General features: G+C 48.8%; 13 protein-coding genes and 1 pseudogene. All 14 read right to left on the bottom strand.

Translation table 11 applies throughout. From position 1 onward, the window contains the following. Positions 1-15 precede the first annotated feature (15 nt). The 14 genes and pseudogenes from flhB to fliF all read right to left on the bottom strand — a co-directional run bounded on the left by flhB (position 16) and on the right by fliF (position 12798). Complete coding sequence (gene flhB / locus MHM94_RS10390; protein WP_022944828.1) at positions 16-1146, bottom strand: flagellar biosynthesis protein FlhB; 1131 nt, start codon at positions 1144-1146, stop codon at positions 16-18. An 8-nt stretch (positions 1147-1154) separates the two neighbouring features. Continuing rightward, a complete protein-coding gene (fliR, locus tag MHM94_RS10385) occupies positions 1155-1934 on the bottom strand; it encodes a flagellar biosynthetic protein FliR (RefSeq protein ID WP_022944829.1) in 780 nt (259 codons plus the stop codon). Between the two features lie 2 nt (positions 1935-1936). Next, the gene (fliQ, locus tag MHM94_RS10380) at positions 1937-2206 is read right to left on the bottom strand and encodes a flagellar biosynthesis protein FliQ (protein ID WP_022944830.1); all 270 of its coding nucleotides are present in this window, start codon (positions 2204-2206) and stop codon (positions 1937-1939) included. 2 nt (positions 2207-2208) lie between these two features. Continuing rightward, positions 2209-2935 (bottom strand): annotated as a pseudogene (gene fliP, locus MHM94_RS10375) (flagellar type III secretion system pore protein FliP). 4 nt (positions 2936-2939) lie between these two features. Continuing rightward, a complete protein-coding gene (gene fliO / locus MHM94_RS10370) occupies positions 2940-3335 on the bottom strand; it encodes a flagellar biosynthetic protein FliO (protein WP_022944832.1) in 396 nt (131 codons plus the stop codon). Further along, complete coding sequence (gene fliN / locus MHM94_RS10365) at positions 3332-3736, bottom strand: flagellar motor switch protein FliN (protein ID WP_022944833.1); 405 nt, start codon at positions 3734-3736, stop codon at positions 3332-3334. The genes fliO and fliN overlap by 4 nt, the downstream gene beginning before the upstream one ends. Positions 3737-3778: 42 nt before the next feature. Continuing rightward, the gene (gene fliM, locus MHM94_RS10360) at positions 3779-4873 is read right to left on the bottom strand and encodes a flagellar motor switch protein FliM (RefSeq protein ID WP_022944834.1); all 1095 of its coding nucleotides are present in this window, start codon (positions 4871-4873) and stop codon (positions 3779-3781) included. Positions 4874-4882: 9 nt separating this feature from the next. Next, positions 4883-5416 (bottom strand): flagellar basal body-associated protein FliL, encoded by a 534-nt coding sequence (gene fliL, locus MHM94_RS10355; protein ID WP_053911139.1) that lies wholly within the window; start codon positions 5414-5416, stop codon positions 4883-4885. 46 nt (positions 5417-5462) lie between these two features. Next, positions 5463-7334 (bottom strand): flagellar hook-length control protein FliK, encoded by a 1872-nt coding sequence (locus MHM94_RS10350; RefSeq protein WP_235419891.1) that lies wholly within the window; start codon positions 7332-7334, stop codon positions 5463-5465. 72 nt (positions 7335-7406) lie between these two features. Further along, entirely contained in the window at positions 7407-7859 is a 453-nt protein-coding gene (gene fliJ / locus MHM94_RS10345; protein ID WP_130145089.1) for a flagellar export protein FliJ, read from the bottom strand. Next, the gene (gene fliI, locus MHM94_RS10340; protein ID WP_235419890.1) at positions 7852-9189 is read right to left on the bottom strand and encodes a flagellar protein export ATPase FliI; all 1338 of its coding nucleotides are present in this window, start codon (positions 9187-9189) and stop codon (positions 7852-7854) included. The genes fliJ and fliI overlap by 8 nt, the downstream gene beginning before the upstream one ends. Next, positions 9186-10043, bottom strand: coding sequence for a flagellar assembly protein FliH (gene fliH / locus MHM94_RS10335; RefSeq protein WP_235419889.1), 858 nt, complete (start codon positions 10041-10043; stop codon positions 9186-9188). The genes fliI and fliH overlap by 4 nt, the downstream gene beginning before the upstream one ends. 3 nt (positions 10044-10046) lie before the next feature. Further along, the gene (gene fliG, locus MHM94_RS10330) at positions 10047-11084 is read right to left on the bottom strand and encodes a flagellar motor switch protein FliG (protein ID WP_022944841.1); all 1038 of its coding nucleotides are present in this window, start codon (positions 11082-11084) and stop codon (positions 10047-10049) included. Further along, positions 11077-12798, bottom strand: coding sequence for a flagellar basal-body MS-ring/collar protein FliF (fliF, locus tag MHM94_RS10325; RefSeq protein ID WP_022944842.1), 1722 nt, complete (start codon positions 12796-12798; stop codon positions 11077-11079). Before fliF ends, fliG begins: the two co-directional genes overlap by 8 nt. Positions 12799-12817 lie beyond the last annotated feature (19 nt).

The raw sequence follows: 12817 nt of genomic DNA, 5'->3' as shown, positions 1-12817 counted from the left end.
TTATATTTCAGTTGGTTAATACTTGAATTCATCAGGAATAGGTAGTTTGTCCGCCAGTTTAGACGGTCGGCGACCGCGTCCTTTTTCAAAGCGTTTCAGCTGATACACATAGGCCAACACTTGCGCGACGGCGGTAAATAGCTGCTCGGGAATTTGTTCGCCTACTTCGGTGGTATGATAGAGCGCCCGTGTTAGCACTGGAGATTCTACCAGCGGGACGTCATTCCCCTTGGCTATTTTACGAATTTGTAAGGCCATTTCATCGGCCCCTTTAGCCAATACTATTGGCGCACCGGCTTTTTCAGTATCGTATTTTATCGCTACCGAGAAGTGCGTCGGGTTGGTTACCACCACATCAGCATCAGGCACATCTTGCATTTGCCGACGTTGTGACATTTCCCGCTGGGTTCGCCGAATACGCGCTTTGATCTGCGGGTCACCTTCGGAGTTTTTATACTCGTCTTTAACTTCTTGTAAGGTCATCTTCAACTGTTTATGGTGATTGTGCGCCTGATAAGGCACATCCACCGCCGAGACAACAATCATGGTGCAACTCAATGCTAGAAACATCCAGGCAATAATTTCCAACGCGTGAGCTATATTGTTCGGTGGCGTTTCGATACTCAAATGCAGAATTTCGTAAAAATACATTTTGATCAAAAACACCGCACACGCTGCAACTAGCCCGAATTTGAGCAGCGCTTTTATCAGCTCAACTGCTGCTTGCGGCCCAAGTATACGTTTGAACCCTTTCATCGGCGACATCTTACTGGCTTTGGGTGCCATCGCCTGCCATGAAAAGTTAAACCCTCCAAGCATGGTATTACCAATAAACGCGGCGATAACTATAACCAGTACAAACATGCTCATGGGATAGAGCAATGAATCTGCTACCGCCCCCCATGCTGCAAACATTTTCGTAGTGTCATAAGTTTCGTTACGACTCAGCGATAGCATTCGCTTCATGACTGTGTGTAAACCACGACCAATATCGGGGCCATAAATGAGCAAAGAAACCGCCGACATAATCAATACAAAGGTGGTACCCAACTCTTTTGAGCGTGCTATTTGGCCCTTTTTCTTCGCCTCTTGTAGCTTTTTCGGCGTGGGCTCTTCGGTACGTTCTTGACCTGAATCTTCTGCCATAACAACTCCTAAGGACTACAGCCTGCCATCGAGCAAAGTAGCTCAACCATGCGTAACCACTGCGCCTCAAACTGCGCCATGAAGTTTCCTAAGGTTGCCCAGATAATGGTTAGTCCCGCCACTAGGGTGAAGGGAAAACCAATTGAGAAGATATTTAATTGCGGTGCCGCTCGCGTCATCACGCCAAAAGATAAATTAATGACCAACATCGCAGTCAGCGGTGCCAACGCCAATACCAAAGCGGTAGTAAACATCCACCCACCCCAGGTAACGATATCCCAGTAGTGATCAACCGCCCACCAAGTGCCATCGATAGGGACCGCGATAAAGCTGTGTACAATCATTTGGATCATCATCAAATGACCGTTAAAAACAAAAAATAATAAGGTGGTGAGAATTAAATAGAACTGCCCCACCGCCGGCACGCTTAGGCCATTTGAGGGGTCAACCACCGAGGCAAAACCCAAGCCCGTTTGCATTGCTAAGATTTGCCCGGCGAGAATGAAGGTATTCAATAATAACTGCGAGGCAAAGCCCATAGCCACACCAATGAGCAGCTGTTGCAGCACCACAAACACCATTTCCAACGAAAACAGGTTGGTGAACTGAGTAGGAGGCAATACCGGCACCGCAACAAAGGCAATCACCAAGGCCAAGCCAAGCTTAATACGCGAAGGGACATTACGTGCCCCTATCCCTGCCATGACCATCAACATTGCCAGTATACGGACTAAGGGAAGTAAGTAGTCACTTAGCCACTGAACAATGACGGCAAAGGGGTATTCCATGGTTATCCCGCAATTTCAGGTATCGACAGCACTAAGCGGTTAAAGAAATCCATAAGTTCCTGCGTAAACCAGTGGCCACCGATAATAAGTGCACTTAGGGTGACGAGCAAACGAGGTAAGAAGCTCAAGGTTTGCTCATTGATTGAGGTCGCCGCTTGGAATACCGCAACAATCAAACCAACAATCAAACTAGGGACAATGATCGCCGACACCAACTTTATCACCAAAAATAAAGCATCACTGAGAATATCGACAAAAATGCCCGGCTCCATTGTTACACTCCCAACCCAAAGCTACGTGCCAAGGTGCCCATTACCAGTGACCACCCATCCACTAATACAAATAGCATAATTTTAAAGGGTAAGGAGACAATCATTGGCGAGAGCATCATCATACCCATGGCCATCAAGACACTGGCCACGACTAAATCAACGATCAGGAAGGGAATGAAAAACATAAAGCCAATAATAAACGCGGTCTGCAATTCGCTGGTGACAAATGCGGGGATCACCACGATAAAAGGGGTGTCCGCTGGCGAGTCTAGTTTTTCATAACCGGCTATTTGCGCAAAAGTTTCTAAATCTTTTATCCGTGTTTGTGAAAGCATAAAAGCCTTCATCGGCTGCTTAGCGGCTTCCAGCGCCTGCATAGAGGACATTTCTTCGTCTAGGTAAGGCTGAATCGCTTGGTCGTGCACCTGATTGTATATCGGTGCCATAATAAAAATACTCAGAAACAAAGACATGCCCAGCAGCACTTGGTTCGAAGGGGTTTGTTGCAAGCCGATGGCTTGGCGCAATAATACGGGTGAATGAGGTCATCATAATAACGGCGGCAGGGATAAAACTTAGCGCCGTCATAATCGCTAATACTTGCAAGGTGACTGAGTAATCCTGCGTGCCGTCGGCATTGGTGGTTACGGTCACGGCGGGAAGCCCCTGCTCTGCAAAAGCAGTCGGGCTTAAAAGCATAGCAAAAAGAAGTATTAGCCAGTATTTCATTATCTTAGGTCTTTTTTTTAGTATTGAGTATGTGGCTGAGTTGCTTTGCCAGTGGCGCCATCTCGCGCTCTTTGAGCGGCGTTTCCAGCTCATATAAGTAATTGATGGCACCTGGCGTAACGCCTAATAAATGTTGCTTATTATCGATTTCTACCACCAGTAGCCGCTCTTTAGTCCCCAGTGGCAAAGTGCGTATAACTTTAAAATCGTCATTATTGGCCATATTCGGATTAAAACGCTTAAGCATATAAGCTAATGCGATAATTGTCCCGACCACCAATAACAGCGACAACAACATAGACATAACATTGAGATTAAGCCCCGCGCCAGGTTGGGCGGCACCATTTTGCGCATAAACGGGAAGTGCCACGAGGGCAAAAAGCGAGGCCAATGCTCTCATCGTAGTTTTTTGATCCGCTCTACTTGGCTAATCACGTCGGTTAAGCGAATACCAAACTTATCGTTCACCACCACCACTTCACCGTGCGCAATCAAGGTGCCATTCACTAATACATCCAGTGGCTCGCCAGCAACGCGATCAAGTTCAACCACTGAGCCTTGGTTAAGCTGTAGCAAATTTCGGATATTGATTTTAGAACGGCCCACTTCCATAGAAATGGTCACCGGAATATCTAAAATGGTATCCAGCTTACGCTTTTCCTCTGGCGTGACCTCATCGCGCTCTTCGGAGAGCTCGTCTAGCTCTGCAACCTGGGCATCGTCGCCACCGCCTTGTTCACCTTCTTCGGCTTCGGCTAGGGCTGCGGCCCATTCATCCATGGTATCTTGATCATCACTCATTACATACAACCTCTGTTGCTAGGCGCGCATGTGCGCACCTTTTTACCAATCTAAATCTACGCCTTCACTTAAATGCAGATCTTCCTCAAGCTCGGCTAATTCAGCATCTGAGTCGAGCTTCTTACCGCCTTTCGTAAACACATGAAGTTCCGACTTCACCGATTCTGGGCGTTTAATCTTTTCACTAATTTGCAATGCCACCATATCCCGAGAGCGGCCCATCTTCGCGCGGAAGGTCGGTAAGTCCTCAACAAACACAGTGATATGCTCAGGCATTTCTACTGGAATAATGTCTCCAGCTTTGAGCTCCATAATCTGCTCAAGACTCAAGTCTACCTCTAATAACCGTGTCGATAAGTCGACTTCAACATCCATGATTTCATCGCGCAGAGCTTTAGACCAGCGTAAATCAGTGTCTTCAGTATCAGACTGTACACCGGCATCAAGCAGCTCACGGATGGGTTCCAACATGGAATATGGCAGGGCAATATGGAAGTCGCCACCGCCACCATCAAGCTCAATATGGAACGAGCTGATCACCACCACTTCAGTGGGGCTGACAATATTGGCCATCGCCGGGTTTACTTCCGAGTCTAAATACTCGAACGACACATCCATGACCGGAGCCCACGCTTCTTTGTAATCCTCAAAGATGATTTTCAGCAGCATCTGCACAATACGGCGTTCGGTAGGCGTGAATTCACGACCTTCAATTTTGGCATGATAACGACCATCACCGCCAAAGAAATTGTCTACCAATATAAATACCAGCCGCGCTTCCATAGTAATCAGACCGGTGCCTTTTAACGGACGAAAGCGCACCATATTCAAACTGGTGGGAACAAACAAGGTGTGAATATATTCACCAAATTTAATCATTTGCACGCCGTTGATGGACACTTCAGCGGTGCGACGCATCATATTAAATAAGCTGATGCGCATATGTCGGGCAAAGCGCTCATTGACAATCTCAAGCGTTGGCATACGCCCACGGACAATACGATCTTGTGAAGAAAAGTCATACTGCAGCGCGCTCTCGCCACTGGCACTGGCACCCTCGGAGGTATCCTCTTCTTCGACATCGTCTACCCCGTGCAGTAGCGCGTCAATTTCGTCTTGAGATAATAAGTCGCTCACATCTACCCCTTACTGCATTACAAAGCCGGTAAAGAGCACTCGCTCTACGACTTTCGAACCCTCTACGCCTTCGAGGGCTTGTTGTACTTGCGTAAGCGCTTCATCACGCAAAGATTCTTTACCTGCTGCAGTGCTTAGCTCATCGGCATTGGTACCGGCGAACACACTTAATAATGTGCCTTCAATAAGTGGAATATGCTTTTTAGCGGCCTCTTCGTTCCCTTCGCCACGCACTAATAGCTGTACTTTAATTTGTACTATGCGGTCACGTGCAGCGCCCGGTACATTGAATACGAAAGGACGAGGCATGCCCACATACAATGCACTGCCAAGCTGTGCACTCGGTGCTGCACCACCTTGCTCTGATGCACCGCCTTGCTCTTGTTCCAGTGTAGCAGGCGCCGGGTCGTCGCCCCCAGCAAACAGGAAATAGCCTGCACCACCACCGACTAATAGCACTACAACAGCAATGATTATAATCAGTTTTTTCTTTGAGCCGCCGCCTTCTTCTATTTGCAGGTCGGTTTGCTTATCATCGGCCATAGGTTGCCTCGAATAGAATCACTTAACTGTATAATAGCAATAGTTATTACGCATAGAAATCAATTCCTTGTTCCATTGGCGCGTTTTTCTGCTGTTGCTCTAAGCCATGGTTTTCATCATTGCTTGCTTGCTCTGTCAATGGGCCATGCTCGCTGCCTTGACCTTGTTCACCATCGTGCTGCGCACTTTGCTGATTTTGCTGCTCGACGTTGGTATCACCCAAAGATAACCCCTGCTGCGCTAGTAGATCTCTTAATCGCGGCATCGCCTGCTCTAGCGCTTCTTTAGCTTGTTGATTTTGCACTACAAAATTAACATGTGCTTGTTCTCCCTCACTGCGTACCCGCACTTGCATACTTCCTAGCTCCGGTGGATCAAGACGGATTTCGGCTTCTTGGTTATTGAGGTTAAGCATCATATTCACGCGCTGCTGTATTTGCTGCGCGGCGTCGTTTTTAGTGATATTAATTGCTTGCAGCAGTGCAGGATCCAGCGCCATACGCTGAGTTTGCCCTTGAGCTTGGGTGTTCTGCGTACTTTGCATGGCGGCTTGTTGCACCTGTTGCCAATGTGCAAGGTCCGCCTCAATTGCACTGCTGAGCTCGGTATTGCCTTGCGCGTGTGCCACTAAGGCACTGGCAAGCTGAGTCACTTTAGACTGAGCGCTCAAAGCATTGGCTGAAGGCTGAGCGTTCTCCCCTTGCGTGCCTTTACTTGGCGAAACCGCCTTATCCCCTGACTCAATCATAGGCTCGGCGCTGAATTTACTCGCTGATAGATTAGTTTGCTTATCCCCTTGTGGCTGAGCCGCTTTCATTTGTGCATCGCTCAACATTGGATTAACTGCTGCTTGGGTCGTTTTGCTGACACTGGGTCCGCCTTGGTCCGCTTCAACTTTTGCTGCTGCCAATATATGCTGGGTTTGGGATTGGCGTTGCTGTTGCTCTGGGTTTAATGACCCTGGCGCCGCGCTCGCGGTACTATTTTTTGCATCAGACTTTGCAGCCTCTGCACCAAGGGTTTTGCCATCAGCGAGTACTTTATTCAGTTCTTGCTGAACGTCACTGGCAACCTTAGTTGAATTGTTTAGTTTGCTGGCATCCTCAGCACTGCGTGCTGCTACACTCTCGGCTGGACGCTGAACCTGTTCACTGGCTTTTGCCATGGATAACTCTTTGGCTTGCGCGGCAATGCGTTCAGCATCGCTCAGGCCAGATTGCCCTGGGGTGGCCACTAACTGATTCAGTTGTGTCTCTATGCTAGCCAACGCTTTTGCGTCTATCCCCGCTGCCGAGGCCATTTGCTGCAGTTGCACACTCAACTCACTGCGCTGTGCTGGCGTTAAACGGGCAAGCGATTGTTTAAGCTCGATTGGTAACTTAGCAATAAAGTCGACATCAATATCATCACTGAACCCGGTACCATTAAGAGCACTGCCCACTTCTTTGGCAACCGCAGAGAGCTCTGTGCTCATCGACAATTGCGCAAAAAGTTGCTGATAAAAGTCATCTTCACTAGCAGCTATGGGAGTGGTCTGCGCCACCTCTTCGCTAGGCCGCGCCGTATTACTAAGCGGCTCAGCGCCATCAGCTGCATCACTCTCGCCATCCAAGACCGTTGCTGATGGTTCTTTATCACTACTTTGCTCGTTAACCTTTTCCGCTGATTTATCAACACTTTGTTCGGTTTCTTGAGTATTTTTTTGGGGCTCTTTTGAATCACTTTTTTGACCCACAAAGCCACCAATGGCCTGCTTTTCATCCTCTGGGGAGCGCTTCACACGGTCTTGGCGTTGCTGCTCTTGAGAATAGAATTGCGCAAACTCTTTCTCACCAGAATCGTAAGTGGATGATGCACCCTTATCTTGGCTCTGTCCCGATTGGGGAAGGACAATTACTGATTCTACCTGTGTCATCATATGACCCCTTCAAAGGTGGCAAAGCAGTGCCGCTTTGCAAGGTTAACTAAGCTTTTAGAAAATTACAGCAAGTTACATACCAGTTTCGCCTGAACGCCGTCGGGCATAAAACTGATTGGTGGCGAATTCATCCAACATTTTTTGCTCTGCTTTCGCTAACTTCGCTTGTTGCTTAAGTTTTTCTTTTTCAATTAACTTGGCTACGGCTTCAGTACGTACCCGCTGTTGACGCCATTGTGATTGGCGCTGCTCGGTGACTCTGTGGGCAGTTTCAACCACCTGTGTTTGCTGCTCAATAGCTTGGTCTATTTTGCTGATGAAGTTTTGGTAGTGACTAAACCCAGCGCTGGATAGACCGGCCTGTGCCTTTTGCGTCAGTTGTGCAAAATACTCTTGGCGAAACTGGTTAAGTCCATTGAGCTTTTGCTGATGAGACTGCCAGTGCTGTTGCGCGCCTAGAAAGTCAGCACGCAGCTTCTCTTCTTTATCCGATTCAAGTTTATAAAGCAGCGCCAGCTTAGCCATGGTTACCTCCCTGCCCTAGTAAATTGGCTAACGACGTTAAACACTCATCGTAAGGCACCACATCCTTCATTCCCTGGCGTAAAAAGTTATTAATACGCGGCATCATATCAATGGCTTGATCGAGTATCTGATCGGTGCCTTTTTGGTATGCGCCCAGGGTGATCATGTCTTTGTTTTCATTGTACATTGCCACCACTTGCTTGATTAACCGCGCTTGCTGCATATGTTGCTCTGAGACCACTTGCGGCATGACTCGACTAATCGATTTTTCGATATCAATGGCCGGGTAATGGCCACTGTCGGCAAGCTCTCGTGAAAGCACAATATGGCCATCTAAAATAGCTCGTGCGGCATCAGCAATCGGGTCTTGCAAATCATCTCCCTCTGACAACACCGTGAAAAAGGCAGTAATGGCGCCTTGGCCTTCACCGCCATTACCCGCACGCTCAATCAGAGCAGGTAGCTTGGCAAACACCGAAGGGGGATAGCCTTTAGTGGCGGGTGGTTCACCAACGGCGAGCGCTATCTCCCGTTGTGCCATGGCATAACGAGTGACCGAATCAAGTAATAACAATACATTGAGGCCTTGGTCGCGAAAATATTCGGCAATAGTGATGGCGCTTTCACAACCTTTTAGACGCATCAATGGCGATGCATCAGCCGGCGCGGCCACCACCACAGAACGACGACGCCCTTCTTCACCCAGGATTTCCTCGATGAACTCTTTAACTTCACGGCCACGCTCACCCACCAAGCCAACCACAATAACGTCGGCCGCACTGCCTCGGGTCATCATCCCTAACAATACCGACTTACCCACGCCACTACCGGCAAACAAGCCCATACGTTGGCCTTGACCCACGGTGATAATAGAGTTGATAGCACGCACGCCTACGTCCATGGGTTGGCTTATTTGTCGCCGTGCTAAAGGATTGATGGTGTTTTTGGCAAAGTGAGTAAACTCCTCGCAGCGCAGTGGCCCGAGTCCATCTAAAGGGCGCCCCAAACCATCAACCACTCGCCCGAGTAAGCTCATCCCTACTGGCAACCCTTGCTGCTTGTGTTGAGGGATAACGCGGGCTCCTGGCAACACCCCAGAGATACGGTCATTGGGCATTAAATAAAGCACGTCGTCGTTAAACCCCACCACTTCGGCATCGACTAAGCCTTGGTTCGTTTCGACCTGACACTGGCTACCCAGCGGTGCTTGCAGCCCTTTTGCTTCAAGGGTCAGGCCAACAACGCGGGTCAAGCTCCCCGCTACCGCGACCTGAGGTTGACGGATGTGTTTACGCTGCTGGTGCAAACGCTCACTTAATGAAGTTGTCATGATTTTGGCTCATCACGCACATGGACACCGCTGTCGTGCAAAAACGGTTCCAGTACTTGTTGGATTCGCAACCCTAATGTGAAATCGATAGATGAACGCTGTTGCTTGATTTTACAATCACCGCGCGCCAAAGTCGGCTCACCTAGTAGCTGCCAATGACGATTATCCAACTCGGTATCACTGAAGTGTGACGTCACTATCGCTAAATCATCTGGATGGAGGCTGATTTGGCACATTGCCTCATTACTTGGCAAGGCTTCGGTTGCCGCGCGAAGCGCATTTAAAATAGTGTCGGGGTTGGTTTTTAACTCACTCAAGGTAATGGCTTTGGCTAACTCGCTGGCGAGAAAAATCAACTCATGTTCAACCTGCTCATCAATGTGTTTGGCAGGTTCATCAAGCGCTTCTAACGTGCTTTTTAACGCCTCCAGTTGTTCGTCAATAATGGGCTTCGCATCTTCGAGCCCTTGCTCTTTGCCTTGCTTTAGCCCTTCTTGGAACCCCGCTTCTTTGCCTTCACTGGCACCTTTATCAAATCCGTCAACGTAGCCTTGCTCATGCCCCTGTTTGAGGCCTTCTTCGTATGCGTCTTGGCGAATTTGCTCTAACTCTTCAAGGGTCAGTTTAGGAAAGTCGGTCTCCTCAGGGGTCAGGATCTCTTCGCCATCGCGATGCTCATCTTCCTCGACATGCTTTTTATAAAGCTGTTCGAGCGGTGTCCCAAAGGCGGTTGAACGCCCTTGGTATTTCTTTGGATCTGCACTGACATCGGGAATAGGCCAGTTCTGCAGCAGCTCATCGGCTGCCTCACTGGCGTCTAATCGTTGCCCACGACGTAATTTTGACTCACTCATGGCTTAGAGGAACTCCTCGCCACCACCACTACCGAGCATAATTTCACCGGAGTCGGATAAGCGTCGCGCCGTAGAGAGAATCTCTTTTTGCGCCGCTTCCACTTCGCTGATACGCACAGGGCCCATGGCTTCAAGGTCGTCACGCAGCATATCGGCTGCCCGTTTGGACATATTGGTAAAGATTTTCTCTTTCAGTCCGTCATCGGCGCCTTTGATTGCCTTCATCAGCACATCTTGCTGTACTTCGCGTAGGATGGCCTGAATGCCTCGGTCATCGACATCCATAAGGTTCTCGAAAACGAACATGAGATCTTGAATTTGCTGCGACATTTCTTCGTCGTGCTCGCGAATAGAGTCCATTAACTGGCCTTCGACATTGGTATCGAGGTAGTTCATGATATCGGCCGCCGCTTTCAGGCCGCCCATCTTCGCAGCTTGTGCCCCAGCTTGACCTGCAAACTGCTTCTCCATAATCTCGTTGAGCTCTTGCAACGCTGCTGGCTGCACTTCTTCGAGGTTGGCAATCCGCATGGTTAAATCCAGTCGTACTTTTTCTGGGAACTGGGCTAGAATTTCTGCACTTTGCTCTGGCTCCAGATAAGATAAAACGATGGTTTGGATCTGCGGGTGCTCGTTGCGAATAATGTTCGCCACCTGTTTGGAGTCCATCCATTTCAACGAATCAAGACCTTTCGCACCTGAGCCCATCACAATTTGGTCAATCAGGCTTGCCGCTTTATCTTCACCTAATGCGGCCGTCAGAGCTTTCTTAATAAAGTCTTCTGATTGGAAGCCAATGGTGCTGAACTGCTGAATTTGCTCAATAAACAGGTTGTGCACAGCGCTGATCTTATCCTGACTAAGGTCATCAAGCGCGGCCATGGTCATCCCCACCTTTTGCACTTGTTTAGGCTCAAGGTGTTTAAGAATTTGCGCGGCATCCTCTTCAGACAAGCTCAGTAGCAGGATTGCTGCTTTCTCTACGCCTTCGAGTTTATCAACATCGAAGCCGCTAGTTAGTTGCTGTTGTTCTTCAGTCATCTTCACTCAACCATGCTTTAACTACTTGCGAGGATAGTTCAGGCTCATTGGCAACCAAGGCGCGAACCGCTTTTAGGAGATCTTCATCACCATGTAAGTCTGGCAACTGCAGTGTCCCGTCGGAGGAGAAGCCCACCGCTGCCGAGTCGAAATCTTTGTTTAGCATCTCTAATGTGCTATCACCGATATCCACACCCGAACTCAACGCATCTTCATTGTATTCTTCCAGTGTATCATCTGGGTAGATAAGTCGTTTAAGCATGGGGCGAACCACGGCAATGATCAACACGATTATCACTAATGCGCCCAGTGCTAAACGCACTATCTTCATAAACCAATTTTGCTCCCACAGTGGCAGTTCAGCAACTGCGCCCAGATCTTCACGTACAAAGGGCACACTCACGACTTCTAAGGCATCACCACGCTGCATGTCGAAACCCACGCCTCCTTGTAACAGGCGACGAATATTGTTGAGCTCCTCGGCACTGCGCGGTGCACTGGTGGTTTGCCCATCCGCACCAGCTGTTTGTGTGTAATCCACAGCCACGGAAACACTGATACGACGGATCACCCCAGTCTGCTTACGTTTATGAGAAATAGTGGTATCAAGCTCATAATTACGGGTCGCTTCTTTGTGGCTGCGCGACGGTGAGCGAGTTTGCGCACTTTGCTCGTCCAACGCATTCTCTGGAATGTTAGAGTTCACTGGCGGTTGATTTGTTAAAGCGCCAGGAATGCCGACCGCTAAACCACCAATGTTATTCTCTTCTAATGTGGTTTCACTGCGCACCGCTGGCAAGTCTGGGTTGTAACGCTTTTGAGTCTCTTCTACTGCGCTGAAATCCATGACCAAGTCGACCTGCGCAGTATAGTTACCCAGTCCGACCACCGGGATCATGATGCTATCAATTTTTTCTATATATTCCTGCTCTCGTTGACGTTCAATCTCATACTCTTTACGTGAGCGCGCCGATAACGAATTTTGTGAACCGGAGTTAAGCAGACGACCATTTTGATCGGTTACCGTGACTCGTTCAGGAGACAGTCCTTGCACGGCCGAGGCGACAATATCGACGATAGAGTCTATTTCTTCACTGTTGAGGTTTCGGCCGCGTTTAACCGTAGCAACAACCGTGGCTGAAGGCTTCTTCTCAATACGAGCAAATACGTTTTCTTTAGGAATAGCCAGTAACACTTTGGCGCGCGATACTTTATTAAGTTCTTCAATAGTACGCGCAAGCTGCTGCTCGCGAGAATGCTTGAGACGTTCACGTTCAAGACGCTGTGATACGCCAAACCCCATGTCTTGCATCAAGATATCGGTACCCGATTGCGGGCCTTGAGTAAGCCCCTCTCGGGCCATATTTAGTTTTATATCTTGATAGGCATCTTCGGCAACCATGATCACGTTGCCATCGAGTTCATAATCGATTTTTTGCGCGTCCAAGAAATCCAAGGTCTGAATCAATTCCTCGGTAGGCATTTTGCCTAACGGGCGCATATCAGGCTGACGCGCCCAAATTATGATAAAAATAGCGATGGCCAAGCAAATAGCCAAAGCGATGATCAGCGTCACCTGTCGAAGCATATCCACACCATTGAGGGCGCTTAAATAGCCAGACTTTTGTTCTTGCTGTTCACCCGAGGAGTCGGTGTTCATGTCAACACCGCCATCGGCAAGGGCTAAATCTGTTGATTGGTTTGCTTGTGCCACAACTGTTCTCCGCTATCCG

The sequence above is a fragment of the Pseudoalteromonas sp. CNAT2-18.1 genome (genome assembly GCF_022347865.1).
GTDB lineage: Bacteria > Pseudomonadota > Gammaproteobacteria > Enterobacterales > Alteromonadaceae > Pseudoalteromonas > Pseudoalteromonas ruthenica.
This window is presented reverse-complemented; position numbering and strand designations above follow the sequence as displayed.

Bases quoted from the DNA above. Each gene is read 5' to 3' on its own strand.
- flhB (WP_022944828.1), bottom strand. From the start codon at position 1,146: ATGGCAGAAGATTCAGGTCAAGAACGTACCGAAGAGCCCACGCCGAAA.
- fliR (WP_022944829.1), bottom strand. From the start codon at position 1,934: ATGGAATACCCCTTTGCCGTCATTGTTCAGTGGCTAAGTGACTACTTA.
- fliQ (WP_022944830.1), bottom strand. From the start codon at position 2,206: ATGGAGCCGGGCATTTTTGTCGATATTCTCAGTGATGCTTTATTTTTG.
- fliO (WP_022944832.1), bottom strand. From the start codon at position 3,335: ATGAGAGCATTGGCCTCGCTTTTTGCCCTCGTGGCACTTCCCGTTTAT.
- fliN (WP_022944833.1), bottom strand. From the start codon at position 3,736: ATGAGTGATGATCAAGATACCATGGATGAATGGGCCGCAGCCCTAGCC.
- fliL (WP_053911139.1), bottom strand. From the start codon at position 5,416: ATGGCCGATGATAAGCAAACCGACCTGCAAATAGAAGAAGGCGGCGGC.
- MHM94_RS10350 (WP_235419891.1), bottom strand. From the start codon at position 7,334: ATGATGACACAGGTAGAATCAGTAATTGTCCTTCCCCAATCGGGACAG.
- fliJ (WP_130145089.1), bottom strand. From the start codon at position 7,859: ATGGCTAAGCTGGCGCTGCTTTATAAACTTGAATCGGATAAAGAAGAG.
- fliI (WP_235419890.1), bottom strand. From the start codon at position 9,189: ATGACAACTTCATTAAGTGAGCGTTTGCACCAGCAGCGTAAACACATC.
- fliH (WP_235419889.1), bottom strand. From the start codon at position 10,043: ATGAGTGAGTCAAAATTACGTCGTGGGCAACGATTAGACGCCAGTGAG.
- fliG (WP_022944841.1), bottom strand. From the start codon at position 11,084: ATGACTGAAGAACAACAGCAACTAACTAGCGGCTTCGATGTTGATAAA.